Source organism: Halobacillus kuroshimensis DSM 18393 (assembly GCF_000425705.1).
GTDB classification, from domain to species: domain Bacteria; phylum Bacillota; class Bacilli; order Bacillales; family Halobacillaceae; genus Halobacillus; species Halobacillus kuroshimensis.
The window spans coordinates 339,507-366,048 of record NZ_AUDY01000008.1 but is presented as its reverse complement, the minus strand read 5'-3'; the positions used below and the strand labels follow the sequence as shown (position 1 = coordinate 366,048).

Annotated in this window: 33 protein-coding genes and 1 pseudogene; 5 read left to right on the top strand and 29 right to left on the bottom strand. The window is 47.8% G+C overall.

The genetic code is table 11. The features are described from left to right. The first annotated feature begins 14 nt into the window (after positions 1-14). Positions 15-521 carry a peroxiredoxin family protein gene (locus H615_RS0103690; RefSeq protein WP_035531218.1) on the top strand — a complete coding sequence of 169 codons (507 nt, stop codon included), beginning with the start codon at positions 15-17 and terminating at the stop codon, positions 519-521. A 100-nt stretch (positions 522-621) separates the two neighbouring features. Here the strand turns inward: H615_RS0103690 and H615_RS0103685 are convergent, their stop codons facing one another. Genes H615_RS0103685 through nagE form a run of 5 tightly spaced genes read right to left on the bottom strand, consistent with a single transcriptional unit; the run spans position 622 to position 5,908 of the window. Then, on the bottom strand, positions 622-1,335 hold the full coding sequence (locus tag H615_RS0103685; RefSeq protein ID WP_027953875.1) for a sugar isomerase domain-containing protein: 714 nt from the start codon (positions 1,333-1,335) through the stop codon (positions 622-624). A gap of 10 nt (positions 1,336-1,345) precedes the next feature. Next, positions 1,346-2,068, bottom strand: coding sequence for a GntR family transcriptional regulator (locus H615_RS0103680; protein ID WP_027953874.1), 723 nt, complete (start codon positions 2,066-2,068; stop codon positions 1,346-1,348). Between the two features lie 6 nt (positions 2,069-2,074). Next, a complete protein-coding gene (gene nagB / locus H615_RS0103675; protein WP_027953873.1) occupies positions 2,075-2,812 on the bottom strand; it encodes a glucosamine-6-phosphate deaminase in 738 nt (245 codons plus the stop codon). After that, a complete protein-coding gene (nagA, locus tag H615_RS0103670; RefSeq protein ID WP_035531216.1) occupies positions 2,812-3,984 on the bottom strand; it encodes an N-acetylglucosamine-6-phosphate deacetylase in 1,173 nt (390 codons plus the stop codon). The genes nagB and nagA overlap by 1 nt, the downstream gene beginning before the upstream one ends. Further along, positions 3,977-5,908 carry an N-acetylglucosamine-specific PTS transporter subunit IIBC gene (gene nagE / locus H615_RS0103665; RefSeq protein ID WP_027953871.1) on the bottom strand — a complete coding sequence of 644 codons (1,932 nt, stop codon included), beginning with the start codon at positions 5,906-5,908 and terminating at the stop codon, positions 3,977-3,979. The genes nagA and nagE overlap by 8 nt, the downstream gene beginning before the upstream one ends. Positions 5,909-6,207: 299 nt before the next feature. Here nagE and H615_RS0103660 point away from each other — a divergent pair, with 299 nt between their 5' ends. Then, positions 6,208-7,623: an alanine/glycine:cation symporter family protein gene (locus H615_RS0103660; protein WP_027953870.1), complete on the top strand. Its 1,416-nt coding sequence runs from the start codon at positions 6,208-6,210 to the stop codon at positions 7,621-7,623. A 450-nt stretch (positions 7,624-8,073) separates the two neighbouring features. On the opposite strand, the gene H615_RS0103655 is transcribed toward H615_RS0103660, so the two are convergent. From H615_RS0103655 to H615_RS22515, 3 genes are all read right to left on the bottom strand, one after another. Further along, positions 8,074-8,373 (bottom strand): TIGR04104 family putative zinc finger protein, encoded by a 300-nt coding sequence (locus H615_RS0103655; RefSeq protein WP_027953869.1) that lies wholly within the window; start codon positions 8,371-8,373, stop codon positions 8,074-8,076. 184 nt (positions 8,374-8,557) lie between these two features. Beyond that, a complete protein-coding gene (locus tag H615_RS0103650; protein ID WP_027953868.1) occupies positions 8,558-9,001 on the bottom strand; it encodes a hypothetical protein in 444 nt (147 codons plus the stop codon). Between the two features lie 102 nt (positions 9,002-9,103). Next, entirely contained in the window at positions 9,104-9,274 is a 171-nt protein-coding gene (locus H615_RS22515; RefSeq protein ID WP_169516182.1) for a hypothetical protein, read from the bottom strand. A gap of 176 nt (positions 9,275-9,450) precedes the next feature. Here H615_RS22515 and H615_RS21780 point away from each other — a divergent pair, with 176 nt between their 5' ends. Together H615_RS21780 and H615_RS0103635 are read left to right on the top strand one after the other, a co-directional pair. After that, positions 9,451-11,079 carry a cell wall-binding repeat-containing protein gene (locus H615_RS21780; protein WP_051254581.1) on the top strand — a complete coding sequence of 543 codons (1,629 nt, stop codon included), beginning with the start codon at positions 9,451-9,453 and terminating at the stop codon, positions 11,077-11,079. A gap of 137 nt (positions 11,080-11,216) precedes the next feature. Beyond that, on the top strand, positions 11,217-11,927 hold the full coding sequence (locus H615_RS0103635; protein WP_027953866.1) for an alpha/beta hydrolase: 711 nt from the start codon (positions 11,217-11,219) through the stop codon (positions 11,925-11,927). A gap of 138 nt (positions 11,928-12,065) precedes the next feature. On the opposite strand, the gene H615_RS0103630 is transcribed toward H615_RS0103635, so the two are convergent. From H615_RS0103630 to H615_RS0103585, 9 genes are all read right to left on the bottom strand, one after another. Continuing rightward, on the bottom strand, positions 12,066-12,251 hold the full coding sequence (locus tag H615_RS0103630) for a DUF6366 family protein (RefSeq protein ID WP_027953865.1): 186 nt from the start codon (positions 12,249-12,251) through the stop codon (positions 12,066-12,068). Positions 12,252-12,299: 48 nt separating this feature from the next. Beyond that, the gene (locus H615_RS0103625) at positions 12,300-12,770 is read right to left on the bottom strand and encodes a hypothetical protein (RefSeq protein ID WP_156896433.1); all 471 of its coding nucleotides are present in this window, start codon (positions 12,768-12,770) and stop codon (positions 12,300-12,302) included. A gap of 261 nt (positions 12,771-13,031) precedes the next feature. Next, positions 13,032-13,667, bottom strand: a complete 636-nt coding sequence (locus H615_RS0103615) for a hypothetical protein (RefSeq protein WP_027953862.1) — start codon at positions 13,665-13,667, stop codon at positions 13,032-13,034. 13 nt (positions 13,668-13,680) lie between these two features. Then, complete coding sequence (locus H615_RS21775) at positions 13,681-14,961, bottom strand: polysaccharide deacetylase family protein (protein ID WP_051254580.1); 1,281 nt, start codon at positions 14,959-14,961, stop codon at positions 13,681-13,683. Positions 14,962-15,278: 317 nt separating this feature from the next. Further along, the gene (locus tag H615_RS0103605; RefSeq protein WP_027953861.1) at positions 15,279-15,461 is read right to left on the bottom strand and encodes a hypothetical protein; all 183 of its coding nucleotides are present in this window, start codon (positions 15,459-15,461) and stop codon (positions 15,279-15,281) included. 160 nt (positions 15,462-15,621) lie between these two features. Next, complete coding sequence (locus H615_RS0103600; RefSeq protein ID WP_027953860.1) at positions 15,622-15,846, bottom strand: hypothetical protein; 225 nt, start codon at positions 15,844-15,846, stop codon at positions 15,622-15,624. Positions 15,847-15,956: 110 nt separating this feature from the next. Continuing rightward, positions 15,957-16,424 (bottom strand): YjdJ family protein, encoded by a 468-nt coding sequence (locus tag H615_RS0103595; RefSeq protein ID WP_027953859.1) that lies wholly within the window; start codon positions 16,422-16,424, stop codon positions 15,957-15,959. Between the two features lie 25 nt (positions 16,425-16,449). Beyond that, positions 16,450-16,887: a hypothetical protein gene (locus H615_RS0103590; RefSeq protein WP_027953858.1), complete on the bottom strand. Its 438-nt coding sequence runs from the start codon at positions 16,885-16,887 to the stop codon at positions 16,450-16,452. Between the two features lie 199 nt (positions 16,888-17,086). Further along, positions 17,087-17,632, bottom strand: a complete 546-nt coding sequence (locus H615_RS0103585; protein WP_027953857.1) for a GNAT family N-acetyltransferase — start codon at positions 17,630-17,632, stop codon at positions 17,087-17,089. 329 nt (positions 17,633-17,961) lie between these two features. Here H615_RS0103585 and H615_RS21955 point away from each other — a divergent pair. After that, a pseudogene (locus H615_RS21955) lies at positions 17,962-18,120 on the top strand (transposase); the annotation flags it as partial. A gap of 226 nt (positions 18,121-18,346) precedes the next feature. Here H615_RS21955 and H615_RS0103575 read toward each other — a convergent pair. From H615_RS0103575 to H615_RS0103520, 12 genes are all read right to left on the bottom strand, one after another. Continuing rightward, positions 18,347-18,556 carry a hypothetical protein gene (locus tag H615_RS0103575; RefSeq protein ID WP_027953856.1) on the bottom strand — a complete coding sequence of 70 codons (210 nt, stop codon included), beginning with the start codon at positions 18,554-18,556 and terminating at the stop codon, positions 18,347-18,349. Positions 18,557-18,625: 69 nt separating this feature from the next. Further along, on the bottom strand, positions 18,626-18,775 hold the full coding sequence (locus H615_RS22265) for a hypothetical protein (protein WP_156896431.1): 150 nt from the start codon (positions 18,773-18,775) through the stop codon (positions 18,626-18,628). Between the two features lie 14 nt (positions 18,776-18,789). Next, positions 18,790-19,671 carry a permease gene (locus H615_RS0103565; RefSeq protein WP_027953855.1) on the bottom strand — a complete coding sequence of 294 codons (882 nt, stop codon included), beginning with the start codon at positions 19,669-19,671 and terminating at the stop codon, positions 18,790-18,792. Positions 19,672-19,758: 87 nt separating this feature from the next. Next, a complete protein-coding gene (locus H615_RS0103560; RefSeq protein WP_051254579.1) occupies positions 19,759-20,082 on the bottom strand; it encodes an ArsR/SmtB family transcription factor in 324 nt (107 codons plus the stop codon). Positions 20,083-20,180: 98 nt separating this feature from the next. Beyond that, a complete protein-coding gene (locus H615_RS0103555; protein WP_027953853.1) occupies positions 20,181-20,882 on the bottom strand; it encodes a Type 1 glutamine amidotransferase-like domain-containing protein in 702 nt (233 codons plus the stop codon). 33 nt (positions 20,883-20,915) lie between these two features. Further along, on the bottom strand, positions 20,916-21,338 hold the full coding sequence (locus H615_RS0103550) for an NUDIX hydrolase (RefSeq protein ID WP_027953852.1): 423 nt from the start codon (positions 21,336-21,338) through the stop codon (positions 20,916-20,918). Positions 21,339-21,354: 16 nt separating this feature from the next. Beyond that, positions 21,355-21,705, bottom strand: a complete 351-nt coding sequence (locus H615_RS0103545) for a nuclear transport factor 2 family protein (RefSeq protein ID WP_027953851.1) — start codon at positions 21,703-21,705, stop codon at positions 21,355-21,357. A gap of 136 nt (positions 21,706-21,841) precedes the next feature. Continuing rightward, positions 21,842-22,120: a hypothetical protein gene (locus H615_RS21950; protein WP_244877715.1), complete on the bottom strand. Its 279-nt coding sequence runs from the start codon at positions 22,118-22,120 to the stop codon at positions 21,842-21,844. A 123-nt stretch (positions 22,121-22,243) separates the two neighbouring features. Further along, the gene (locus H615_RS0103535) at positions 22,244-23,590 is read right to left on the bottom strand and encodes a GH1 family beta-glucosidase (protein ID WP_027953849.1); all 1,347 of its coding nucleotides are present in this window, start codon (positions 23,588-23,590) and stop codon (positions 22,244-22,246) included. A 31-nt stretch (positions 23,591-23,621) separates the two neighbouring features. Continuing rightward, positions 23,622-24,635 carry a LacI family DNA-binding transcriptional regulator gene (locus H615_RS0103530; RefSeq protein WP_027953848.1) on the bottom strand — a complete coding sequence of 338 codons (1,014 nt, stop codon included), beginning with the start codon at positions 24,633-24,635 and terminating at the stop codon, positions 23,622-23,624. 78 nt (positions 24,636-24,713) lie between these two features. After that, entirely contained in the window at positions 24,714-25,547 is an 834-nt protein-coding gene (locus H615_RS0103525; protein WP_027953847.1) for a carbohydrate ABC transporter permease, read from the bottom strand. Beyond that, positions 25,544-26,506 (bottom strand): carbohydrate ABC transporter permease, encoded by a 963-nt coding sequence (locus tag H615_RS0103520; RefSeq protein WP_035531210.1) that lies wholly within the window; start codon positions 26,504-26,506, stop codon positions 25,544-25,546. The genes H615_RS0103525 and H615_RS0103520 overlap by 4 nt, the downstream gene beginning before the upstream one ends. Positions 26,507-26,542 lie beyond the last annotated feature (36 nt).

The following is a 26,542-nucleotide window of genomic DNA, read 5'->3' as shown; positions in this document are numbered from 1 at the left end:
AGGAGTGTGTTTGGATGTTTACATTGAATGAAAAAGCACCTGATTTTACCCTTCCGAAAATTACCGGCGGGGAATTCTGTTTTTATGAGGATTTAAAAAGCCATGAAGAGGATCACTGGCATTTGATTATATTTTTCCGAGGATCGTGGTGCCCTGCCTGCATGAATGAGCTTGACCAGCTGGAAAAGGACCAGGGATACTTTAACGATAAAAAGATCCACCTGATTACAGTTACCCACGATGAACAAGCCGATCTTGAAAAAATGCAGCAGGAACATCAATTCAGTTTTCCTGTGCTGAATGATACGAACTTCCAGTTTTTAAAAGACTACCAGGTGCACTTCCACGATGAAAATGCGCCTTATGAGGATCACGGCACGCACGGAGATCCGGCCTACTTTCTGACCGACGCTGAGGGACGGGTGTTGTACCAGCAGAGACAGACGAGTCCGTTCGGCCGCCCGGCACCGACAGAACTGAGAAAAATCATCCAGTATATCCGCAGCAACTTAAAAAACTGAACAAAAAACCCCGTCCGGTGAACGAAACCTGTTCACCGGACGGGGTTTTTGATTTCACTATTCCACGAACCGCCATGCATACTTAAAACGTGCCTTCACGTTAAAAACGAATCCGTGTATAATGCTCCATCATTCTTTGGTTATGTTCGTCAGAGCCATCCACATTACCACTTTTGAATATCGGCACTTCGTTACCGCTCCTCTCCAAGTGCTGAATGGTGCGGGTCAAAAGTTCGTGGATGATGGCCGTTCCAAGTACCGTGGATACGGGGGAATAATCAGTTCCCTTCCCTTTCATGACTGCGTCACCGACGGGAACTTCCATATCAATGACGTTCTCAGCCACATCTTCCAGCCGTTTCCCTGAATCCATCCGGGAAGGCTGGGAGTCAGCATAGCGGAGCGATGTCAGAGCTGTCGTATACACACCCATCTCCTTGAAAAACTCCGCTGCTTCCACTGGAGCTGGATTTCGGCCTGAGGTGGAAATGACCAGTACCGCATCTTCAGGCTTCACGTCTTCCTTTTCTAAATAAGGATGGACAAACCCGGGGGTCCTCTCATTGCGACTGGCCATGGCAGCTCCCTGATGAAGCATAAGAGGTTCAATCATGATTGGACGGACTGGAACCAGACCTCCAGCCCTGTAATACGCTTCCTGGGCAATCAAACTGGAATGCCCACAGCCGAACATATGAATCACGCCGCCCCTGCTGATTACTTCCGCATATCGACGACTGATGACCTCAAAAGCCTCTGACTGGCTCCCTGCCAATGCTTGAAGACGGCGGGTCACATCCATTAAATAACTCATGACATCCTCCTTACCGCTCAATATCACTAATGAACTTATAGCGATCCGCCCTGTAGGTGGATTTGACAACTTCGAACGGAACTCTGTTATCAAGGTAACTGCACCGCTCAATATGGAGGACAGGCGAGTGCGCTTCAATTTGAAGATCTTCACTCTCTTTTTCATCCGCCGCACGAGCTTCAATCTCCTGACGCGCATGACTGATTCTAAGATCAAGTACGTTCTCCAAATACTCATACATCGATCCATGGACGATTTCCTCCGTAAGATCCGGAAGCAGAGAAACAGGAAGAAAAGAAGTTTCTACTGCCATCGCCTGCTTTTCAGCGAATCGGATACGTTTGACGGCATATACATCCCCGTCATCTTCCAGGTTCAATTTAGAGGCGATGTCCTGAGGGGCCTGCATCACATCAAACGATAAAAGACGGCTGGATGAACTCATGCCGCGCAGCTTCATATCCTCGGTAAAGCTTGTCAGCCCTTTCAGAGGCTGTTCAATTTTCTTTTCTGCGACGAACGTTCCTCTTCCTTTTTCCCTATACAGAATGCCGTCATTTACCATGTTGGATACCGCCTGTCTAACGGTCATCCGGCTGACTTGAAAGCGTTCCGACAACTCTCTTTCCGAAGGGATCATATCTCCCGGATGGAACGCTCCTTCATTGATTTCCAGCTTTAAAAACTCTTCGATTTGATAATACATCGGGAGCGGATGATTCTTTTTCAGCACAATCGCTCACCCTTTCTCGTTTACTAACGCATAAGCCTCACGGTCGACGATCAGCGTCAAATCCCGGTGCTCCTTTAAGGAGGAAGCCGGAAACTGCTCATCCCTCTCTCCGTAAATCAGCTGACGGGTAGCTTCAGCCTTGCGCTTTCCGGAGGCCAGAAGAATGATTTTTTTACTTTTGTGAATGGATTGAATCCCCATCGTAACCGCATGCGTCGGTACTTCCTCCATTGTATCAAAAAAGCGGGCATTCGCCTGACGCGTAGAAGGAGTCAATTCCACCACATGGGTGTCGCTCTCAAATGACGTTCCCGGCTCATTGAAACCGATATGGCCGTTTTCCCCGATACCAAGCAGCTGCAGGTCCGGCGGGCCGATCTCATCAATCACCTGCTCATAACGCTCACATTCCTCAGCCAGGTTATCTGCTTTGCCATCAGGAATGTAGGTATTTCCTATCTGAATGTTAATCTGGTCAAAGAGATGTTCGTTCATAAAGTGACGGTAGCTTTGATGGTGGTCCGGACTCAAGCCGACATATTCATCCAGATTTAATGTAGATACAAAGCTGTAGTCCGTCTCCCCTTTTTCATAACTCATTACAAGCTCCTTGTACGTTCCAAGGGGGGTGCTGCCTGTAGCTAAACCGAGCACAGAAGCAGGGTCTTTCTTCAGCTGGCTGTCGATGATCTCTCCCGCTTTTCTACTGAGTTCCTCATAGTTGTTCGTAACGATGATTTCCATTACAGCCCCTCCTCTGCGTTGTAGCTGATCGTTCCTCTGCACATCGTAAGGGTGACATTCCCTTGCTCATCCACCAGCACAAGGTCCGCATCCTTTCCTTGTTCAATGCTCCCCTTACGGTTTTCGAGACCCAGCTGGACGGCGGCGTTCCAAGAAGTGATACTGACCAGTTCCTGCCATGACAATCCAGCGTCCTGTTTCATCTTTTTAGCGGCTTCCTCCAACGTTAAAATGCTGCCGGCAAGGGTTCCATCGGACAACCTGGCTTCATTGTTTTCTACAAAAACATCCTGCCCGCCGAGATCATACGTCCCCGGCGGAAGACATTTGGCACGCATCGCGTCAGTGATCAAAATTGACCGTCCGCTTCCGATATTTTGATAAGCCAATTTGACGGCATCGGGATGGACATGAATATGATCGACAATCATTTCTACAAGGAGATGATCGTTCATGAAGGCCGCCCCAACAAGACCCGGCTCACGGTGATGCAGGCCACTCATCTGGTTATACAAATGCGTCACATGACGCGCTCCTTTTTCGACGGCTTCTGTTACCTGATCGAAACGGGCATCACTGTGACCGAGTGAGCAGACGACGCCTGTCCGACTTACTTCTTCAATGAAAGCAGAGGCTCCCTCGGTTTCAGGGGCAACCGTAACAAGCTTGATGTGACCGCGGCTTTCCTGCTGCCACTCTTGAAACAACTCGACGGATGGTTTGATAATGTGATCCGGATGCTGGGCGCCAGCCTTTTTCTCAGAAATGAACGGACCTTCCAAATGGATGCCGAGCATTTCGGCCCCCTCTCCGGAAACCTGAGATTCCATGAATGACCCGGCGTTTTTGATAGCATTCGTTATGTTTTCACGTGACTGGGTCATCGTTGTTGCAAGGAAGCTCGTCGTACCTTCCCCCGGCAGCTGTACACTCATCCCATGAAGAGCTTCCGGCGTAGCATCCATCACGTCATGCCCAGCCGCACCATGAATGTGTACATCGATGAACCCAGGCATCATCTTCCTGCCCTTCCCATCAACAACCGTTCCAGAGCTTTTCAGTGTCCCAGTCGAAACTTCAGCGATTTTCCCCTCTTGGATCCGGACGGAGCCGGATGTGATGGTGCAGTCAGTAGAGACGATATCCACATTGATTATGACCATTTCATTCATCACTGACGCCCTCCTTTTTATCTGTCACTTCCATAATACCTTTGTCTCCACGCACCGCTTCACCCTGTTGGAGCAGTTGAACCTCTTCACTTTCCAGGTTTGTAAAAATGATTGGCGTAATGACAGAGGGAGCTTCTTTCTTCACGAAATCAAGATCCACCTGTAATAGCGCCGTCCCCTGATCGACAAGATCGCCGGCTTCAACAAGAGCTTCAAATCCGTTACCTTGCAGCTTCACCGTATCCAGACCAACGTGAATCAACAGCTCAAGACCTTTGTCCGTTTCCAGACCAACCGCATGCTTTGTAGGGAAGACTTGAACTACCTTACCTTTCACAGGAGAAGCGATCGTGCCATCCGCTGGATCCACCGCAAATCCCGGCCCCATCATACCTTCTGCGAAGACTTGATCCGGTACTTCTTCAAGCGGCAGAATCCGTCCGTTGACCGGCATGGCGAACTCTTGTTTGTTCAATCTTCTTCCGGTGGAACCAGGAGCTTTTTCCTGTTCGGTCCTTGGAGCAGATGGAGCCGTCATTCCTGGGTTCTGCATCTGTTTTTTAATGGCTTCTGCTACAAACTCCACCGTCGTTCCAACGATGACCTGCAGGTTCTTACGGCCGATCTTCATTACACCGCGGGCGCCGGAACGCTTCAACGCAGCTTCATTGACGATGTCACGGTCCTTCATTTCAAGACGGAGACGGGTTGTACAATAGTCGAGCGTTTCAATATTATCTCTACCACCAAGAGCTTCTAAATAATGATAAGCTTTCGCTTCATATTCGTCTGTACCTTCTTCTATTTCTGTTTCTACTTCTTCTTCGTCTTCACGACCCGGCGTTTTCAAATTGAGCTTGATGATCAGGAAGTAGAACACAAAGAAATAGACAGCAGCCATGAACAAGCCGATGAAAACAAGAGTGAACGGGTTTTGTGCAATATTGTAATTCAATACGTAGTCGATCAATCCGGCAGAAAATCCAAAACCGTGACGAACATCAAAGAGATAGGCCAGAATCATCGATACTCCTGTTAAAGCGGCGTGAACGACATAAAGGAGTGGAGACAGGAACATGAAGGAAAATTCGATCGGTTCTGTTACACCGGTCAGGAACGATGTAAGACCGATACTCAGGAACATCCCCCCGACGGCTGCCTTACGTTCTTTTTTCGCAGCAGCGTACATAGCGAGACATGCCGCCGGCAGACCGAACATCATGACAGGGAAGAAACCGGCAAGGAAGCTGCCAGCAGACGGATCGCCGTTCAAGAAGCGGTTGATTTCCCCGCGTACGACTTCTCCTCCAGTCGTTGTAAAAGTACCAAAATCGAACCAGATCAATGTATTCATCACGTGGTGCAGTCCAACTGGAATCAACAGACGGTTTAAGAATCCGTATATTCCAACACCAGCGGCTCCACCGTTTAATATCCAGTCCGCTGTTGAATCCAACAGTGCCTGTGGATAGACCCAGACATAACCAAGAACAAAAGCGGCGACAACCATAACGGCGGACGTAATGATAGGTACAAATCGCTTTCCTCCGAAGAAGGATAAAAATTCCGGAAACTTGACATCATTGTAGCGGTTGTAAAGCAAACCAGCCGCAATCCCGGCAATCACCCCGGCAAAGACACCCATCTTTACATCTTCATTTATGGCACCGATTCCATTATCAAGAACCAGGTACCCGACGGCCCCCGCCAAAGCAGCAGCACCGCTTCCATCCTTGGATAACCCCATCGCTATACCGATGGCGAATATAAGGGCAAGGTTGCCCAGAATTCCGTTTCCCGCTGCTGTAATAAACGGAAGATCGAGAAAATCCTCCATCCCGAGCCTGACAAGCAGTGCAGCAGCCGGCAGCGTAGCAATCGGAAACATGAGCGACTTTCCGATTCTTTGTAAAAAGTTCAACATCATGGTGTACCTCCTCTAATATATGAAAACGTTTCATTGAAGCTATCGTACCACCATCCCCTTATAGTTGTCTATACCAGTTTCAATTATTAGAATATTTAAACTTCATTCAATTCCAATAGATTGGTTCCCCACCGTTCTGCCTTTTCTACAAACTTTTGTGTTTTTTTACAAATGTAAGCGCTTAGAATTTCACATCTACACAAATAGTTATAGAAACAGGAATGATAAAGTGTGAAAGGAGAAACCGTTTACATCCACCACACAACAATGTAGCAACCGATTTCAGGGGGGATTTCATGCTGGAACTATTAAATCAAATCAACGATGTCCTATGGGGAACACCCAGTCTTATACTATTATTCGGGACAGGCTTATTTTTAACGGTGATGCTGCGGGGACTGCAGTTCCGAAAACTGTTGTATGCCTTCAAGCTCGCCTTCACAAAAGAGGAAAAAACGGATAAAACCGAAAGTGCCGAAGGAGATATCAGTAACTTCAAAACACTGATGACGGCTTTATCTGCGACAATTGGAAATGGAAACATTGCCGGTGTGGCAACAGCATTGACGCTAGGAGGACCCGGGGCGATCTTCTGGATGTGGATTGTCGGTCTTCTCGGGATGGCTACCAAGTATGCCGAAGCCCTTCTTGCTATGAAATACCGCGTAAAAAATGAAAATGGCGAATACTCAGGGGGACCGATGTATTACGTGGAACGCGGTCTTGGAAGCAAGTGGAAATGGCTCGCTGTCGCTTTCGCCTTCTTCGGTGCCTTTGCTGCGCTCGGAATCGGCAACAGTGTTCAGTCCAACACCATTGCGGATGTGATGAACGAAAGTTTTCATATTAACGGTTGGATTACAGGTACAGTGCTCGTCCTGTTTACGGCCCTGATCATTTTCGGCGGGATTCAGCGGATCAGTACGGTGGCCGGCTTTTTTGTACCAGTCATGGCTTTTCTGTACATAGGCGGAGCCCTGCTGATTATTACAATGAACTACAATGCGATCATACCAGCGTTTGAGATGATCTTCACCTACGCCTTCCAACCTATTTCTGCCGTCGGTGGTTTCGCTGGTGTCGTTGTTATGGAAGCTGTCCGAAGCGGTGTTTCCAGAGGAATCTTTTCCAACGAAGCAGGGCTGGGTACAGCGGCTTTGATTGCAGGGAATGCCAAAACCGACCACCCAGTAAAACAGGCGCTTGTAGCGATGACCGGTACGTTTATTGTGACGATCATCGTTTGTACAATGACAGGACTTGTCCTTCTCATGACCGGATTCTGGGATCCATCCGGCGGAGACATTTCAGGCGTCCAGCACGCGGCCGGCCTTGACGGTGGTGCGCTTACCAGTGCAGCCTTCGGTCATGCGCTGGGAACTGCCGGAGAATATATCGTCGCCTTTTCGGTGATCTTTTTCGGATTCTCAACGATTGTAGGCTGGTATATGTACGGGGAAAAATGCTTTGAATACCTGGCTGGATTGAAGTATATCGTGCCTTACCGTCTTGTTTACGTCGGGGCCACTTTCATGGGGGCTGTCATGCAGCTGGATCTTGTCTGGGCCTTCGCCAATATGGCTAATGCGCTTATGATGATTCCGAACTTAATCGCCCTCCTGCTGCTTTATAAAGTGATTGTCAGAGAGACCGATTCGTTCTTTAACGATTATTTGATGAAACCTCATCACAGCAGCCGGAAAGCAAGCTGACTAAGCAAAGCCCTGCCATATTGGCAGGTCTTTTCATGTGTTGAAAAACGTTGATATGCCATTACCTCCCGGAACATTGACCATTCCCTTCCCGCATACGATCGTCGAATCCTACTCGGGACAACCATTTCTGTCTGTACCGTGTTGATAGTTACGTTCCGCTTATCGGTGGGTGCTTGCCGCGGGCACGGCCTCAGCTAACTTGGGCAGGAAGAACATCTGCCCAAGTGGATCTTCGGCTCGCGCTGTTCCCGCAGGCGTCACCACCGAACGCTCCTCGTAACCACACCTAATGATCAGGTTTAAGTATTGGCGTTAGCGACGTCTATTTATCAGGATATACAAAACCTCATCTTCACTCGAACAGGTATCTGATGAAAAAGGAGAGTTTTTTGGTAGCGGAAGGGAAAAAGAAACGTCTGCCGGGGATCTTCCCAACAGACGTTTGCTTTACCAAAGCGGTTCTTCTTTATTCGTCAGTTCCACCATCCATGGAAAAGCGGTTAAAAAGACGGCTTCCGCTGTAAATAGCAAAGCCAGTCCGGAAACTATCGAGACATCCATCACGATGACAAACGGCAGAACCAATAATGGAATCAGATGAAAAAGCGACACTTTGCGCATGCTTTTTCGGGATTGGAACTGTTTCTCTCCGCAGAACTGACAGACCGCTCCGCGATGTGTTCGTATGGACAGCCTCTGGGTATCTTTCCAAGGCCATTCATGTCCACAGTTTCTGCATACAGGCATCATTCACGCCCCCTTTTTCTCTTTTTTCTAAACGATTACGGCACTGGACCTCTCTATGACCTTTCCAGGACCTTCCCATTACGAAAAAAATCGCTGCCATGATATAGAGAGCTGCCAGCTTATGAAAGGGTTCGGCCGATAGTTGGGATGCTTTCTTTACCCATGGGCCCTTTTTTCTGTGCGGTCATCCGAACATAACGTTATGTACAGTCGTATTGATCAGGTCCGCGTAACGGATCCACTGGACCAGGAAGAACACACAGACAGCTGTATGGACAACAACTGTTAACCACAACAGCCCCTTTTTCCTCGGATGTCTGCCGAGGGCTTTCTTACTCAGCAGTACGGCGTATGCCGCGATAAAAACCGGGAGGAGAACGGCTGCCGCGAGCACCCATTGGTTGAAGGCTTCCATATGTGTGCCAAGCTTATTTAAACCAGCCTCTTCACCGGAAACGTCTGAATTCATGATTGGCCCGGGCTCTCTCCATCCTTCATGGATAACGAGCTGATCTTTGTCTGTTACACTATAATCCAAATAACTGAAATTCATCGTATAATAGATGCCGAGCGTCGCCAATAAACTAAGGACAAAGACAAGCATCCATCGGATAAGAACAGAAGACATTGGATCCTCCCCTTTTATTCCAAAATCAATCTTTCAACCACCATCCCCGATACCGGAACGGCTGCCTCCCTCCAAAGCTGACTGTCATCCCATTTTCTGAGGTCATCCCATTCCAGTATAGATAAGAATGGTAACGAGCAGGAACCCTGAGATGAAAACCGCTTTTTTGGAACTGCTCCACGATTTCATCCATCCCCACCTTTTTCTGTCCACGTCAAGCCAGAAATAATCGACGACCACTGAGATAATAATAATCAGGAGTGCTGGTATCATCGGCCTTCCTCCCTCCATTATTTTCACCTTACCATAAATCATCCAGTATATTCCATCCCAAGAGAGAACAAAAAACAGGTTTTCTTTTCGACGATTTGCAGGTATAAAGGAAAAAAGCGCAAATATATAAACCACACGTTCTTTCTATAAAGATCACGTGAGAAGGAGGAAAGCAAGTGAATAGAAGCAAACAGAAGCGGCGTCGGTTATGGCCCATCCTTTTCCTTGTGGCCCTGTTGGTCTTCCCTGCCCATGGATGGGCAGCAGATTCAACAGATAACGGAAAATGGAGATACACGGCGCTTGGCGATTCCCTCGCCTACGGTATCCAATCCGACGGTTCTGCAGGACTCAGCTATGCCGACTTTTTAGCCGACGATTTAAGAAATGTCGACAGGCTTGAAGAGTTCACGAAGGCCTTCGCTGTTCCGGGGCTGACCTCGGAGGGGCTGCTCAGTCAGATGCAGACGAATGAGGAGGCTGTAAAATCAGCCGCTGAAGCCGACTTGATTACGATCAGTATTGGAGCCAACGATTTTTTAAAGGTATTCAGTAAAGACCCTGACGAGCTTAAAAATCCGGAAGTCGTTCAAGCAATCCTGCAGAATGTGGGCGAGAATTATGGAAAAGTCGTCCATCAGATTCGAACCGTCAATCCGGATGCGAAGATCTTCCTTATGGGCTACTACAATTCATTTCCTGCCTACCCTGAAGAAGACCAGCAGCAGTTCATTCAGTTGATGAACGCATTGAATCAAACCATCCAGAAGGTGGCGTCTGCATCAGGAAGTGAATATGTCGCTACGTTCGAGGCAGTGGCTGAGAATTATGACACCTACCTCCCGAACCCGCAGAACGTCCATCCTGGTGAAAAGGGCTATGAACGAATTGCTGAGGAGTTCTGGAAAGCGGTCAAACCATTCCTCCCTATTGCCACAGACCGGATTGCCGGAGAGAACCGGTATGAAACAGCTGTTGAAATTTCTAAACAGGGCTGGGACGAATCAGACACCATCGTCCTTGCCAGAGGAGACCATTTTCCAGATGCATTGGCAGGAGCTCCACTTGCCTACCAAATGGATGCGCCCATCCTGCTTACGAAAGAACGCCTGCCAGCTGAAGTCATGGAAGAGATCCAGCGACTCGGAGCGGACAAAGCCGTCATTCTGGGCGGAACAGAAGCGGTCTCTCCTTTTGTTGAAAATCAGTTAAAGGGAATGGGCCTTTCCGTTCAGCGGATTGGTGGTAAAGACCGGTTCGTAACAGCAGCTAATATTGCTGCTGTCTTAAACGGGAATCCTCAACAAGCTGTAGTAGCGAATGGTATGGATTTCCCTGATGCCCTGGCCATCGCCTCCTACGCTGCAGGAAAAGGATCTCCGGTTTTACTTACGAAAGACATCCGACTCCCCGACGTTACGGCCCTGGCCCTAACCGATGTGGATGCGTCGATAGCGGTCGGCGGCACGCGTGTAATCTCTGATGAAGTTTTTCATGCGCTCCCTTCAGCCGTCCGTTACGGCGGCGAAAATCGCTATGAAACTTCAGCCTTGATCGCTAAGGAGTTGAATCCGGCAGACCGGGCATTTATAGCCACCGGTTCAGATTTCGCCGATGCTTTGACAGGATCGATCCTGGCTGCTAAAGAAAACAGCACGTTTCTGCTTGTTCCTCCTAATTACCTTGATGCTTCCATTGCAGAAGCAGCAGAGGAGCTCGGCATCCGTCACTTCACCATTTTAGGCGGAACAGGAGCGGTCGGCCCTTCCGTAACAGAAGAGCTGATGAAATCAGTACACAAATAAAGGAAGACCTGCCTTGTGCAGGTCTTCCTTCTTTTGTAGAAAACACACAAAACAGGATCCGCCATTCATCAAAGCGGCTTTTTTGTAAAGTCTTTAGTAGAATAGAATAACAACAGATAAAGAGAAGGAGAAGGCTTATGAAAAAATGGCTTCTGTATATCCTTACTGGTATGTTCACCCTCGCTCTACTTGCCTTTGGAGCTTTCTATATATGGGCGGAGCAGACTTACGAACCCTCGGACCAACTATCAGACATTCCGGAGCGCCAGGAAGACTGGGTAATCTTTGAACCGGACGGGGAGCCGAAGGCCGGGGTCGTGCTATATCCCGGAGCGAAAGTCGAACCCGAATCGTACAGCTATATCGGAAACCAACTGCGGGAACAAGGATACCTGACGGCAATTCCGTCCATGAGGTTCAATTTCCCGATCCTTGAAGCACAGAAAGTGGATGACATATTGGAACGCTATCCCCTTGATGAGTGGTTCATCGGCGGTCACTCTCTCGGCGGTGTTGCCGCTGCCTCTTATGCCGATGACAATCAAGAACAACTGGACGGCTTGTTTTTCCTAGCTTCCTACCCGGCTGATCAAAATGACTTTTCGGACTCCGACTTCCCGATGCTGTCCATCTATGGAGAAAAGGATGGACTGACTACGCTTTCAAACATTGAGGAAAAGAAACCTCTTCTTTCAAATGCTGCTGTCCTCTATGAAATCAAGGGTGGCAACCACGCCCAATCTGGCTGGTATGGAGAGCAAAAGGGGGACAATCTTGCTGATATTCCTGTTCAAGAACAGCAGGACATTATTGTCAAAGAGTTGGTGAAGTGGCTTGAATCATCCTAGAACAAACAAGATGGGCTCCAGGCACATGTAACGACCCCTATTTTTCATGTAGGCTTTTGCACTTCTCTGTTTTCGTAATAATGAAAAAAGCTGCCCGGGATGTCCCAGGCAGCCTTTTCATTATAATGCAGCTCTTTATCAGCGAAAAATCGAAAAAAGAAGGAAGGCCAGAATCAAACCGACAAGAATCAGCCCCGTTCCCTTCCAGCCGAGACCGCCGGCTAAATCCATCAGTCCGCCGCTGTGTTCACGGCCGGGGCTGTTTCTTTTTAAATCCTTCTGCCTCATCCTCTCTCTATCATAAGCTTTATCGGATTTGGTCATAAATGATCCGCTCCCCTTTGTTCATGAATCGAAGCACTTCTTCAATATTCATTCTCGCAAATCTTTGATGCGCACAAAAGATCCAATATTCATACCTATCCAAGCTCCCAGTAAAGGAATAACGTCACCTGGAAAACCCTGTTGAGATTGTTGAATTGCATCATGATTAAGGAAAATAAGAAAAGCTATGATGGCAGAAACGAAAAGGAAAATAAAAATGGACTCCATCCACTTCTTTCTCCGCCACCTTTGAGTCCCTTTCACATCTTTTTCGTAGGCCTGAATAGTTCTGACCATTTTCGTCCCTTGGGGCTCTCCTTTCCATAAAGAAAGAAGAGCAAAAAACCCGATCCCTGAAAGCACGACCGCACACAGAACTAAAAAGTGAGCAACCGGCCAGCCGTTAATTGCGTATATGCTGAAGAAAATAACGATGAATAACATAACAATATTCTGTTGAAGCAGCAGTCGCTTTTTCAAACGCCGGATATGTTTAACGTCCCATCCTTCAGCCTTCACTTCCTCATTCGTCGGCATTCATCAAATCCCCCTCCAAATGTAAGTATCTGCTATATTTTCCCTTAACCAAATGATTCCGAAACCCAATCATGTTGGTCAGCGTATGTATAACAAAGACTGATTTCCTTATGGAGGTGACCAGCATGTTCTTCCGGCTCTTCCACAAACTCGACCGTCCAAAGAAAATGGCCCTGATCTCCGTGTCCATCATTTTACTAATCGGGGGCATAGTCATGCTCTTTCTGTAACTAAGCCCCCTTTTTATTCCGTCACAGACTGATGATACGTTTCATCCTCAGTCCATTCCAATTGAAAGACGACCGCATAATCCGCCTCTTTTACAGCCTCCGGAATCTGACGGGCATCTTCAATTCCAGGATCCCGCAGAATATCCCCTTTGGCAGCAATCATGAAAGCAGGATAATAGGAAACCCCTTTTTTCATTTTGAATGCTTGATTTATTCCAGTAAACGCATACCCGGTTAACGCTTCCGGCACCTGAACCGTTCCTCCTGCCAGCGTCCCGCTTGTTCCGATGCTGACGTTCGTTTGTTCTTCCATATCACCCATGTGAAAGCTGAGGAGGTCTTTTTTATAGGTCTCCTCCCCTTCTTCCCCGGAGAATGATGACAGCCGTTCTTCCGGTTCGCTACCATTTTCTATCACAAGCACCGTCGTCTTTAATCCTTCTCCTTCCGGGATCTTCCCATCCATTGTAAAAAAGGATTCAAAACCATTCCCCAGATGGGAGATGATCGTCTCTTCCCTTTCTGACAATTCCGCCGGTTTTATCTTCAAGGTATCTTTCGACGTCATACCCTGATCCTGTTCTGCCGCTTCATTTGAACAGGCGGACAGCAGAAGACAAAACATCATCACCAACCATAATTTTTTCATATCATTCTCCTTCTCACCCTTGGATGGAAAGCAGTTCAGACACTGTCACGAACTGATAGCCTTCCTTCTCCAAATAGTCCAGCAGCGTCGGCAGAGCTTCGGCCGTTTCCTTATGCACATCATGCAGCAGGACTATCGATCCGGGAACGACTTCTTTCTCGATCACTTTATTCACGGCCTCCGGATCTCTGCTCTTCCAGTCGTGGGAATCGACGGACCATAATACGACCGATGACCCAAAGTGCCGGGCTGCCTCCTCCACGGTATCATTGACAGCACCGTAAGGAGGGCGAAAAACAGACGGTTGCTGCCCGGTTACCTCGATAATTTTATTACGGGACGCCTGCATTTCATTCTTGACGGCCGGCATACCCATCTTCGTTAAATCCTTGTGCTGATCGGTGTGATTGCCGATCTCATGCCCCTCATCAGCCACCCTTTTGGCAAGGTCGGGAGATTTATCCACCTGTTCACCCATCATGAAAAAAGTAGCTTTGGCGTTGTGATGCTTTAAAATATCCAGAACTTCCGGTGTCACATTCCGATTAGGGCCATCATCAAAGGTAAGCGCCACCACTTTTTGTCCGGAGTCTTTAAAAGAAAGAATCCGTTCCAGAGGTATGTTCACTTGAAAAAAATCTTCCTTATCTATTCCGAGGTCTTCCGGATTGAAATAAGCGGTCAAATTCTTACCTCGTATGGACCAGTTCCAATCATCCGGCCGGTTTATAATATCTGCAAGCGCCTCTCCATCAGGGCTTTCCTTTTTCAACTGCTGCTCCACGCCCTCCTGAATACCTCGGACAGCTTCAGGGTTATCCAGCAGGCTCGTAAGCTTCACGCTTTGATTTTCCTTGTTCAGTGTAAAGACCCGCACCTTTGACTCGGACTGCTTTTCCTCCACCCTTTTGTGGGAGCGGAAAATAAAGCTGTATGTACCCCCGCGCCCCTGATGAGCATCAACCTCAATGGTTAAATGCGCACGGCGGCCGCCGCCGAGCTCCCCGCCATACTTTTCCACTTTGTTGAAAAAGCTTTCTTTTTCCTGTTCAATCCACGCTTGGATTTCCTCGTTCTGTTCATCCTCTTCCATAGAGGCGGTGCTGATGGAGAGCGTGTAGGTATCCGCTTCCTCCGTCTCCTCCTGGAAATAGAGGTAGGGGGCGCTGCTGCTTTTACCAGATACAGGCGTAAGCCATTTCACCATTCCCGTTCCTATTAGACCGGCAATCAGCAGAAGAACGACCCAGCCAGGCCATTTAATCCTTTTGATCAGTGGTTTTCTTCCTGCCATATCCCCTTCATCCCTTTTCTATTATTCTCTCTATCTATTATTCCAAATATATACATATTTCTCAATGCTAATCTGTCTAAAGGATACAACGTTCCACTTGATAGAAAGGCAGGTGAATACCTGTAAAAGAGTACTGGACTCGATACGGTCTCAGCCATTAGAAAAAGCACCTATAGATGTCCATAGTAATGTTCCGCTTATCGTTGGGTGCCTTTTGCGGGCAGGATTACAGAGCGCTCTTGGGAAAAACAGCAGATCATGAGAGATGAAGCGTAAAAAAGCCCGCCATAATGGCGGGCTGGAGTCCTTTCCTGGACTTATGTGTTCACTTTTCTGCGAGCTTTGAATTCTGTCCCAAAGAACACCGCTCCAATAAGAAAAAGGATACTGGATAAAAACAGAACAATGCCGTTCCATTGACCATCAAAAATCGTAATGTTTACAAGTGTCATCGTATGTGTAATTAATAAAAGGGCAAATAAAACTCCATACGTTTTCATACGTCCGGACCTCCTAAACGAAACCTTTACTCATCTTTGTTGTTCTCTAAATCAAACAGCCCCGTCGCAAATAAAAGACAGGGCACAGCGCTGGATTTATACCGTAATGAAATCTTCGAAAAACTTCGAACACTATTTAAACACAACTGGAGTTTTTTGTTTAACGGACTCTAAGCCTCTTGATAGTATAAAGGATGCCTGACAATGCAATGATCCCGAACATAAACGGAAGGTTCCATGGACCTCTATCTACAAAAGCGATTCCTACGAGGGACAGAGCAATCATACCTACGTAGAAGTATGACTTATAAGGTCCGAAGAGTCCCGCTCCTAGAGCTGATATGCCTGCGACTGCCAGGAATACACCTAGCTGTGCGAGAAACACTTAATCACCTCCGTATTACCTATCCTACGCCCAAATCCCAAGGCGGGGGCCAACAGAACACCCGCACGGAATCCCAGTTAAAGGAAAAGGACCGTATTTCTTACACACTTTTATACTGTTCTCCGACCAAACCGGACATACATCAACAGGGCACTTCCCACGGCAAACATCCCGGCAGCTATTCCGAAGTAAAAAAAGAGATGTCCGCCAATTGTGGAAGAAGCATAGCTGAGAAAACTGAAAGCAAACAGTCCCGCCCCTAATAAAGCCAGTAAAACCATCGACCCTTTCCACCGGCCTTTCGTCAAGATCGAGCCCACCGCCAAAAGCAGTAAAATGAAGCTGCTGAACATCAGCATCGGAAACAGCGGTCTGAACTTAGCGGCATACACGAAGTAATCCAGCTGGACAATCTGCTCCTCTCCCATGACCTCCCCGTTAATCATTTGGGAAAAAGGGGCGGAATGAGCCCATTCCCATGATTTATCCAGAAGCGCACTTCCTTCATACCAGGAAACGAGGGCAGAAAAAATGAAAACAACGGAAAGAAGAACACATACGACAAAGGATCGATACATAGAACTCCTCCTCTTTCATTTCCTTTTAGGAATCCATCCGTTCCAAAAGCATGTAGTCCTTTGTTTTTTCTACATTGATTTGATTTCTCCTGCCAAAAGCCAGTAATTCGTCATACCCCTCCGGCTCTGTCATCACCACTAACGGGATGTTCAAGCCCTTATAGGTTTTGATGGCAGCCGCTTTCTTTTTCCAGCCGGTCCGGAAGAATTTAAGCGTTTGGATATGCTCAGGTACCAGTTCTTTATTTAAAACCCGCTTCTTCAGGTAGGTAACGGTATAAATCAATCGCTGATCCTGAATATCAATTTGAAATCGAAATAAACTGCCCATCGCTAAAAATAATAGAATCACCAGGAACAGTTGAACCGATGCACCGAATGCGCTGGAGAGGAGTAACCACAGAAGGGGAAAGAGAACTGTGACCGTATCCCTGATTCTCTTCGGATTGATGGAATAGCTCATGACTGCTCACCTCCCAACCGTTCCAGTTTCCTTTGGACGCTCCAATAAAGAGCCAATGCTGTCATTTGAATTGATAGGAGGAACAGAAAGGGAGAAGACGAATTTGGATGAATGATTTGATAAATGCCTGCTGTTATTACCATTAGACCAATACCTAAAACGACAATCCGCAGAACCTTTTTCAGCCTATAATAGTTCGTTAAAATCCCCCCCACTCCTCTTTCAGCAAACCATAAACGATCCTGTCGTGATGGCTCCCGTTCAAATATTCATACTCACGCAGGACTCCTTCCTTCGTGAATCCGAGCCGTTCGGGAACCGCCCTGCTTTTTCCATTTCCTCCGGATGTCTGAATGTTCACTTTTCTTAACCCAAGCTCAAAAAATGCGTAATCGACCATCTTCCGGACCGCTTTCGTTACAAGACCCCTGCCCGTAAAGTCAGCTCCAATCCAGTAGCCGATTTCCGTCCTTCCCGCTTCCTGATCTATGTATAGAAATCCAGTGGAACCGGCCAGCTCTCCTTTATACAGGATACCTGCCCAGAAACCATCTCCATCGGCCATCCTTGTCAGGGACCTTCTGATGAAAGCTAGTGAGTCCGCTTTTTCTCTCGTCTTTTCGGGGAAGGAAAGCCACACCCCGAGGCGGTCCCTGTTTTTGTCGACCAGCTGGAACAAGGACTCCGCGTGTCTCGGTTCAAAAATGGACAGCTCTACTTCGTCATCCACATGCATCGTAAACATACGCTTCCCTCCTCTTCTACGATTCCAATTATTTCAAAAGATTCCCCTGAACTCAATCATTAAAAAAACTTCTTTTTTATAAAGAAGGCAGTCTGTAGAAAAAGTTCGCCCTATCCGATTAGAGTTGTCCGCATGTCTTGTTGAGAGGGCACGTTCCGCTTATCGGCGGATGCTTGCCGCGGGCACGACCTCAGCTAACTTGGTCAAGAAACCATTTGACCAAGTGGATCTTCGGCTCGCGCTGTTCCCGCAGGCGTCACCACCGAACGCTCTTCGTGCCGGTCCCTGTGGAAAACAACTTTACGCTACGATAAAATGAAGGAAAGTAGATATACCGTATGAGAAAAGAAAAAGTCGAGCGTAACTTCGCAGATTCAAAAGCACGGCATGGGCTGCGCGATTGCCGATTGCGTGGAAAGGAAAAAGGGAAAGCACAGGCGCTGATAACGGCTGCCTGCCGGAATATGAAAAAGATGGAAATCCAATAAGGGTGAGCTGGGTGAAGGAGAATCTTTTTCGATTTTAAAGAATTCCAAAGGAGCGGTGCCCCTTCCACTCCTGCGGAAGAACGAGTGGTCCGAGATCGCCGAGCGTGGGTTTTGCGAGGAAGCTCGGGCGCTCGTCCGCGGAAAGGGAAGGGGCTTTCGCTCCTGGCGGTAAGAAAGAAAAAAGCTTGTAAAGAAACAGGGGTTTCTCTACAAGCTGCCTCCTTTTTTATAAAGAAGGCTTTATCTGCTTTATTTCCTCACAGGCTCGTTGGAAGTTTTCCAGTGATTCTTTTCCTAAAACAGACCTGTCCCCGCCGAACAATCGCTGCAGGACGATTTCCTGCGCTTGCTCGATAGAGAGGTCTCCACTGTTTAAAACGAGCTTTAGATAAGACTTAAAATAATCCTTCGTCAATGCGCCCGATTTATGGAGCATTCATACTTCCCTCCTCATTTACCATAACAAAAGCAGGAGAGCCTTCCTTAAAGACTCTCCCATCAGACTCTATGCGTTTTCCTGACGATCTTCTTCCCGGTCCTCTTCGCTATCGTTTTCCTTTGTTTCTTTTTCCTCTACCTCTTCAATGTCTACATGACAGCAGTTTTTATCAGATTTGGAAAACAAACCGCGAAGGCCTTTCTTTTTTTCAGCCATGGATTTCACCTCCTTTAAAGTACCGCCTGCACGATAAACCCTGTGGATACCGCCACCACGAGGATGGAGACAACAAAAGCAGTGACGAGCTTCGGCTTGAACAATTTATTCAACAGAACCACCTCGGGAATACTGGCGCCCGCACCACCGATGACCAATGCGATAATGGCGCCGATCCCCATGCCCTTACCCACCAGTGCATCGGCAATGGGCAGAATCGCTTCCGCTCGAATGTACATGGGGATACCAATGACGGAAGCGACCGGAATCGCCCACGGTTGATCTCCACCAGCAAACCTGGCAATCATCCCTTGAGGAATGAAGTCGTGGATGAACGCTCCGATGAATACGCCGAGAAGAAGGAACGGCAGGACAGGATAAAAGAATCCCCAGGCGTCCCGGAGGGCCACCTTCCATTTCGGCTCATCCGCTTCAACATCCGGGTTTCCTTTCCGGACCCTTACGTTTTTCACGAACCTTTCAAGCCCGAGCAGATCCCATACCACTCCAATCAGAAGGGAGAAAGCACCGACAATCAGAACATAATACAACGTCAACTCCCACCCGAGCAGTGTCCACAGCAGAAGGACAATGACAGGGTTCAATAATGGTGAGGCTACTAAGAAGGACATCGACGGTCCAAACGGTGCTTTAGAAGAAAGCAGCCCCGCCAGAATGGGGATCGTCGAACACGAACAAAATGGCGTCAGTGCCCCGAGCACCGTTCCATACAGGTAACCGCTCCACTTATTCGGTCGTTCCAACACCCGTTTAATCCGCTCCTCTGTCACCTTCTGCTGCAGAAGACTGACGAGAAAACTGATTAAAATAAACAATGCGGTCAACTCCGCAAACAAAATAAGGAATGTTTTCATAAACTCGAGAAAAGCATTCATAAGATCCCTCCCTACATCAACTTTTTTTGATGTAAAAATCACAATATATCAACTTTTTTTGATGTATAATGTGTAGATTTACCCTGTTTACTGACCAGGGTAAAAGATGCAGCAGAGTTCCGGCGACAAGATCGCTTTGACTTCCGGGTCATTCAACTGGTAATAGTTCCAGGTCCCCTTCTTTTCCCTCTGAATAAAACCGGCATCGTGAAGGATTTTCAAATGGTAGGAAAGTTTGGACTGCGGGAGTCCGACAAGCTCTGTCAGATCACAGACACACAGCTGTCCCTTCTGATTCAGTTCATACATGATTTTAAGACGAAGCTCATCTGCGAGTGCCTTGAATTTCTTTTCATACACGTCAAAGGAAAAATCCCCTTCAGTTCCTGCTTTACTTTCTACTGTTTTCATCGTTTCACCTCTGCATCAATTTTTTTTGATCTAACCGCATTATATTCACCTCTCAGGAAAGATGTCAATTGAAAGCATCAATTTTTTTTGATGTATGTTCATTCATCCCTTCCTAAGTAAAGCGTCTCCAGCTCCTCTTCCTCTATACCACGGTTGTGATAAAGCCGGTAAACCCGCGCGTTCGGCTTAGAACTCACCACTCTGTGCAGATGGTGATCAATATAGTGGGCAGCGGCGTGGTCATCAACGGCCAGTCCAGGCTTGATTTTCCCTTCAGCCATTAATTTCTTATAAGCGGGTCTTCTTTTCGGTTCTCCATCGTAATGAGGGCAGTGGCTTCCTGGAAGAAAGCCGAGCCCTTGAAGCGGTTCCAGTTCCCCGCCGAAAGAATCCGTGATGCCTTCCTCAAACCAGCAGATCGATCCGGCACTGACACCTGCAAGGATGACGCCCTGCTCCCACGCTTTCTTCAAGATCACATCCACTCCCCATTCTCTCCATAACGCCAGCATATTCCTCGTATTTCCACCACCGACGAAAATGATATCCTTTTCCAGTAGAAAACTGTTGAGATCTCTTGTTGGTGGGTGAAATAAAGAAAGGTGGGAAGGCTGACAGGCATAGTTTTCGAAAAAGTTGTAAAATCTGGCCATATAACTGCCAGAATCTCCGCTGGCGGTCGGAATAAAACAGATGTGGGGCTTTGTTTTCGATGACTGCTCCAACAAGTACGTATCCAACAGCGGATTTTCAGGATCCATCGAAAATCCTCCTCCACCTACAGCGATGATCTGTTTCATTATTGTTCCCCCTGTCTCTTCAAACCGTTTTGTTTACTTTGCAAATATAAGGTGGAGGTAGTCTCCATGTCCCTGAATTAACCTTACTTCCTCTTCAGACGAAATCCAAAAGAAATGAAAAGTCAGTCCCCTTTCTTCTCCGCCTCCGATTGGGTGATGTGCCCAGTTGTCTTTTAATTCCGTGGTGTTGAGTTGATAAAAATAACGCTTTTGCTGTTTACTATCGGTATTCATCCCCGTATCCACCGCCAGTAATTTTTCTACATAGACGGAAGTCAGCCCTGTCTCCTCCACCATTTCCCTTACAACAGCATGAAGAGGATCTTCCCCCGGGTTCACAGTTCCTTTAGGAATTTGAATGCCGGCCTCAGGAACTGAATGTTGAAAAACAAGCACCTGCGGCTTTTCTTTATAAAAGCGGGTGATATATCCATAGACTTTCCATACAGGTTCCACAAGCACACCTCCTTTGTCACTGACCCGGGATGATTGTCCCTTGATGGAAATACAGCTGCCATCTGCCATGGGTTTGCTTCCAGATCGAGCTCCTCCACGTGTTCCTCTTCCGCGTCGTATCCTTGACTTTATATGTACTCAGAACCGTATCCTCTGCCAGAATCTGAATCTCATAATGATGCAGCGTCATTTCTGACAGAACGACCCCAAGATTCAGACAGTCTTTTTTCGTATAAATGATTCCTGAACTGCCAATCTCCCAAAAATCATCTGCAAGGATCTGATCCAGCTTTTCAGCGGAAGACTTGACGCCCAGACTGATATGCGCTCCTTCCAATTCTCTAAGATGGGTTTTGAGTTCTTTCATCTATACTCCCCCTCTTCTGCTTACCGCCCCTTTATAAAGATTAGTTCTACACTTTTCCTTTTTTATCCTTTTCGTTCACCATCTCTTCTTGTTTATGGTCAGAAAAAAAGACCCCTGCGGGCCTTTTTGTGAGTGATTATGGGTGGTACCATCCACCGTGGCTGTGATGAACTCCGCCCCACGGATAATAATTCCCCTGGCCGTAATGATAACCGTATCCGGGTGCATAGCTGCTGTGTCCGTGCTCGAAGCCGTATCCACCATACGTTCCCTGCCCGTGGTGATACCCGTAGCCCGGGACATAGGTGCCATGTCCATGGTGATAGCCATACCCAGGGATATAAGTCCCGTGCCCGTGATGGTAGCCTACGCCGGGTACGTAGGTGCCGTGTCCATGATGATAAATTCGCTCCACAACGATCGCCCCTTCCGTTTGCTTCAACCTTAGCCTATGCCGGGCGGGAAGGTGTGGTCTGGGCGTTATCCATAAAACAAACCACGCTGTCCCTTGACAGCGCGGCTCATCGTTCATTTAGATTCATAGATCAAACTTGTGGTTTTCCACCGTATCTTTATACCAGTAATAGCTGTCTTTCCGCGTCCGCTCAAACGTATCAAAATTAACGTGGATGATTCCGAAGCGCTTGTCATAGCCTTCCGCCCACTCAAAATTATCTAAAAGTGACCAAACAATGTAACCGGCAATCGGGACGCCGGCCTCAATCGCCCGGCTCAGCGATGTCAGGTGCTGCTTCAAGTATTCGATTCGCTCCTGGTCGTGCACCTTTCCATCCTCTTCCACGCCGTGGTTGTAGCAGGCTCCGTTTTCTGTGATGTACAGCTGCACATTCCCGTAAGTCTCATGAATATCCTTCAACGTTTTATAGAAGCCTTCTGCATAAATCGGCCAGTCAATATCTGTGCGTCGGTCATCGACGGGGATTTCCTCGACCTGGAACATGCCTCCGTCTTCCTTGTAGCGGCCGATGCTTCCTGTGTAGTAGTTGATCCCCATGAGATCGATCGGCTGGGAGATGATATCAAGATCTCCATTTTCCATACGCAGCACGGCATCCTGCTCAGCAAAAATGTCCTGCAGCGTCTCTGGATATGTACCTTTGAAAACGGGATCCATGAACCATTCCTTCTGCCACATCATCCCTCTCCGGCAGGCCTCCACATCTTTTTCATCCGAAGTAAAGGGCTCGAGCCACCCGACGTTCGGAGCATATCCGATTTCGCCGTCCGGCACGAGTCTCCGGAATGATTGGACCGCTTTTCCGTGGGCGAGCAGAAGGTGGTGGGAAACATCGACCGCGGCCTGCAGGCTCGTTTTTCCCGGAGCATGAATGCCGAGGTAGTTGGATAAAAAGGAGGCACACCACGGTTCATTGATGGTCAGCCACTTTTTCACCTGTCCACCGAACGCCTGAAACATCGCTTCGGCATAGGATAAGAACGCGTCTGTCGTGTCGCGGTTCTCCCATCCGCCCTTTTCCTGAAGCACCTGGGGAAGATCCCAATGATAAAGGGTGATCATCGGCTCGATCCCGTTTTCGATCAGATCATCAATCAGATGACGATAATAGGCCACTCCTTCTTCATTCAACTCTCCAGTCCCATTAGGAATGACGCGCGACCAAGATATCGAGAAGCGGTAGATATCGACTCCCAGGCTCTTCAAATGCTGTACATCTTCCTTGTACATATGATAACTGTTGCAGGCATCATCGCCGTGATCCCCGTTTTTTACGTTGCCGGGAGTATGGGCGAAGACGTCCCAGATCGACGGGGTCCTGCCCCCCTCTTTCGCTGCCCCTTCGATTTGGTAGGACGCGGTAGCCGCGCCCCACTTGAGTTGTTCTGGAAATTGAATAGTTGTCATAAGCGATTCCTCCAGTTTTCACCCGGAACGTTCAGCTTTCCTTCGTAGAAGCCCTGAGCACAAGCTCCGGATCTACTTTCATATCCTGTATGTCATGATCTTCTTTGATCAAATCCTCCAGCATATAAGCAGCCAGCTTTCCGAGCTTTTGTTTGTCCTGTTTGACTGTTGTCAGCGGTGGATCGCTGTACCGGCATGCTTCTATGTCATCACAGCCGATCAGCTGGATATCCTCAGGAACGGATAATCCTTCTTCCTTGATCGCTTTAAGCGCACCAAGCGCCATCATATCGGACGCTGCGAAAACAGCTTCCGGAAGACGATCGGCTTTCAGTATCCCTTTCATTCCTTCATAGCCGCTTTCTTCGAAAAAATCCCCGTAATATAGCCAGTCCTTTTCCACAGAAAGGCCGAACTGATTCATCGCATCAATAAAGCCGATGTTCCGGATACTGGACACCAGCGAGTCCTGTTTCCCTCCGATATAGGCGATAGTCCGGACCTGATTCAAATATAAATGCTCGACGACTTTAGCACCTATCTTTGCGTTGTCGGTCATAATATAGCTGGATCGCGGGCCTTCCAGCTTCAAATCAATGCCGACGCTTGGAATGTCACTTTGGGCAATGTCATGGACGGCCTCTTCAATTTCATCCCCTGCGATGATCAGACACCCGTCCACATGAAAATGCTTGCACCTTTCCAAATACTTGCTTTCTCCTTGATAAATCTTTTCATTCGAGAACAGCAGCAGGTCATACCCGAGCGACCCGACCGCTTTTTTGAACGAATTGACGACTTCGTTGAAAAAAGGGTGGGTGAAATCAACATTGATTTTTCCCGCATAGATAAGTCCGATCAAATTTGATTTTTTCGTCGCCAGCGACTTTGCCGAAAACGTCGGCTGGTACTTCGTATCTTCGATAATTTTATAGACTTTCTTTCGTGTCGATTCACTGATGCCTCCATAATTGTTGATAATTTTGGAAACAGTGGCCGGAGACACTCCTGCCATCTTAGCTATGTCGCGTATTGTCAAATCCATATCTCTTTCTCTCCTTCAAATACAGCCTCCATGTCATTACCATCTATTGTATCAACAATATGGAGAAGCGGGACAGATTTACTTAATGGAACCTTCCGTAATACTTGAGATGAACCACTTGTTGAAAATCAGGAAAATGAGAATAAGAGGAACCGTTGCCCAGAAGACACCGCTCAACAGCATCCCGAAGTCCACACGGAAGGCATTGTTCAAGGAAGCAAGAGCCACCTGGAGCGTATAGGAAGCCGGATCACGAAGAACCGTAAACTGCCACAAAAATTCACCCCAGACAAGCGTGAACACGATAATGCCGAGCGTCGCAAACGCAGGTTTGATGATGGGCAGAACGATGCTCCTGTAGATCCTGAAGTTGGAGCAGCCATCCAGCTTTGCTGCTTCCATCAGCTCATCGGGAACGGACTCACTGATGTACTGCCGCATCAGGAAAATCCCGAGCGGGTTGAGTAAAAACAGCACGCCTGCCCCTAACAGGGTATCGAGCCATCCCAGCTGGGAAACAAGGTAAAACTGAGGAATCAAGCCGAGCTGCGGCGGAATCACCATCGTTAAGAGAATCAGGATGAAAAAGAAGTTCTTTCCCGGGAACTGAAACTTCGCAAAGGCAAAACCCGCCAGTGAGCTAATAAATAAGACAGCCAAGGTCACCGTCGAGCACAGTACGATCGTATTCCACATCGCCTGGAAGAATGGAATCGTATCCAGCACTTTCATGAAGTTCTCCACCAGCTGATCACCGGGAAGAAGCGTCGGTGGAATGGAATTGTACGCCGCACTTGGCTGTGTGGCCATTACAAACATCCAGTAAAATGGAAAGATCGAGACGAGTGACGCAAACCCAAGGGCAATATAAACAGGGAGCGTTCCTTTTGCAGCACGTTTCATGTTATTCATTTGGTAAACGCCCTCCTCTTCTGCTTACGACCGAACCCGGAAGTGAGCCACGTATTGATTGCGGCAGCGGCCACGATGATGATTAACAGCAGTACAGCCGTTGCAGACGCTGTTCCGAAAGATCCCAGATTGAACGCATCACGATACAGGTACATGACCACGGTCATCGCCTCATCCCTGTTGAAAGCAGAGGAACCGAGAAACACAGCCGGTTCAGCAAACAACTGCAGCGCTCCAACGGTCGACATGAATACCGTAAGGACGATAAACGGCTTCAACAAAGGAATCGTGATGTGAAGGAACTGCTGTACTTTCCCGGCACCATCGATGGTAGCCGCTTCGTACAAGTCCTTCGGTATGCTTTGAAGACCAGCTAAATAAATGATCGTATTATAGCCGACCCACCTCCAGAAGACCATGAGGGAAATAGCAATTTTCGCTCCCCACTCCGATGTTTTCCAGCTGACTGGATCAACTCCGAACAAACCGATGACATAGTTGGCAAGCGCGGTTTCACTGCTGCTGAAAAACACCCCGAATACTAATGCGACAGCTACCATCGATGTAATGTAAGGCATAAATATGGTGACCCGGAAAAAATTCGTAAAGCGGATGACAGCCATATTAAGAAAATAAGCAAGAATAATGCCGACAACCAGCTGAGGAGCCGTTCCCATCAAGCCGATGATGACTGTGTTATACAACGACTTCCAGAACAACGGATCCTGAAGGACGACAACAAAGTTGCTGAACCCGACAAACTCCATGGCCCCAAGGCCGGTCCATTTCTGAAAGGCAAGAATGATGCTGAAAACAGCGGGATAAAGACCGATAATGGCAAATATGATGAAAAAGGGTGCCATATACAAATAACCGGACAGCATATCTTTCTTTTTTTCAGACAATGGTGTCTTCGCTGCAGCTTTGGATGCATGCTGACGTTTCTGTACACTCTCCACTTCTTTCCCTCCTTTATGTAGGAGGGCTGGATGTTC

Bases quoted from the DNA above. Each gene is read 5' to 3' on its own strand.
- H615_RS0103690 (WP_035531218.1), top strand. From the start codon at position 15: ATGTTTACATTGAATGAAAAAGCACCTGATTTTACCCTTCCGAAAATT.
- H615_RS0103685 (WP_027953875.1), bottom strand. From the start codon at position 1,335: ATGAGTTATTTAATGGATGTGACCCGCCGTCTTCAAGCATTGGCAGGG.
- nagB (WP_027953873.1), bottom strand. From the start codon at position 2,812: ATGGAAATCATCGTTACGAACAACTATGAGGAACTCAGTAGAAAAGCG.
- nagA (WP_035531216.1), bottom strand. From the start codon at position 3,984: ATGAATGAAATGGTCATAATCAATGTGGATATCGTCTCTACTGACTGC.
- nagE (WP_027953871.1), bottom strand. From the start codon at position 5,908: ATGTTGAACTTTTTACAAAGAATCGGAAAGTCGCTCATGTTTCCGATT.
- H615_RS0103660 (WP_027953870.1), top strand. From the start codon at position 6,208: ATGCTGGAACTATTAAATCAAATCAACGATGTCCTATGGGGAACACCC.
- H615_RS0103655 (WP_027953869.1), bottom strand. From the start codon at position 8,373: ATGCCTGTATGCAGAAACTGTGGACATGAATGGCCTTGGAAAGATACC.
- H615_RS0103650 (WP_027953868.1), bottom strand. From the start codon at position 9,001: ATGTCTTCTGTTCTTATCCGATGGATGCTTGTCTTTGTCCTTAGTTTA.
- H615_RS22515 (WP_169516182.1), bottom strand. From the start codon at position 9,274: ATGATACCAGCACTCCTGATTATTATTATCTCAGTGGTCGTCGATTAT.
- H615_RS0103635 (WP_027953866.1), top strand. From the start codon at position 11,217: ATGAAAAAATGGCTTCTGTATATCCTTACTGGTATGTTCACCCTCGCT.
- H615_RS0103630 (WP_027953865.1), bottom strand. From the start codon at position 12,251: ATGACCAAATCCGATAAAGCTTATGATAGAGAGAGGATGAGGCAGAAG.
- H615_RS0103615 (WP_027953862.1), bottom strand. From the start codon at position 13,667: ATGAAAAAATTATGGTTGGTGATGATGTTTTGTCTTCTGCTGTCCGCC.
- H615_RS21775 (WP_051254580.1), bottom strand. From the start codon at position 14,961: ATGGCAGGAAGAAAACCACTGATCAAAAGGATTAAATGGCCTGGCTGG.
- H615_RS0103605 (WP_027953861.1), bottom strand. From the start codon at position 15,461: ATGAAAACGTATGGAGTTTTATTTGCCCTTTTATTAATTACACATACG.
- H615_RS0103595 (WP_027953859.1), bottom strand. From the start codon at position 16,424: ATGTATCGATCCTTTGTCGTATGTGTTCTTCTTTCCGTTGTTTTCATT.
- H615_RS0103590 (WP_027953858.1), bottom strand. From the start codon at position 16,887: ATGAGCTATTCCATCAATCCGAAGAGAATCAGGGATACGGTCACAGTT.
- H615_RS0103585 (WP_027953857.1), bottom strand. From the start codon at position 17,632: ATGTTTACGATGCATGTGGATGACGAAGTAGAGCTGTCCATTTTTGAA.
- H615_RS0103575 (WP_027953856.1), bottom strand. From the start codon at position 18,556: ATGCTCCATAAATCGGGCGCATTGACGAAGGATTATTTTAAGTCTTAT.
- H615_RS22265 (WP_156896431.1), bottom strand. From the start codon at position 18,775: ATGGCTGAAAAAAAGAAAGGCCTTCGCGGTTTGTTTTCCAAATCTGAT.
- H615_RS0103565 (WP_027953855.1), bottom strand. From the start codon at position 19,671: ATGAATGCTTTTCTCGAGTTTATGAAAACATTCCTTATTTTGTTTGCG.
- H615_RS0103560 (WP_051254579.1), bottom strand. From the start codon at position 20,082: ATGAAAACAGTAGAAAGTAAAGCAGGAACTGAAGGGGATTTTTCCTTT.
- H615_RS0103555 (WP_027953853.1), bottom strand. From the start codon at position 20,882: ATGAAACAGATCATCGCTGTAGGTGGAGGAGGATTTTCGATGGATCCT.
- H615_RS0103545 (WP_027953851.1), bottom strand. From the start codon at position 21,705: ATGAAAGAACTCAAAACCCATCTTAGAGAATTGGAAGGAGCGCATATC.
- H615_RS0103535 (WP_027953849.1), bottom strand. From the start codon at position 23,590: ATGACAACTATTCAATTTCCAGAACAACTCAAGTGGGGCGCGGCTACC.
- H615_RS0103530 (WP_027953848.1), bottom strand. From the start codon at position 24,635: ATGGATTTGACAATACGCGACATAGCTAAGATGGCAGGAGTGTCTCCG.
- H615_RS0103525 (WP_027953847.1), bottom strand. From the start codon at position 25,547: ATGAATAACATGAAACGTGCTGCAAAAGGAACGCTCCCTGTTTATATT.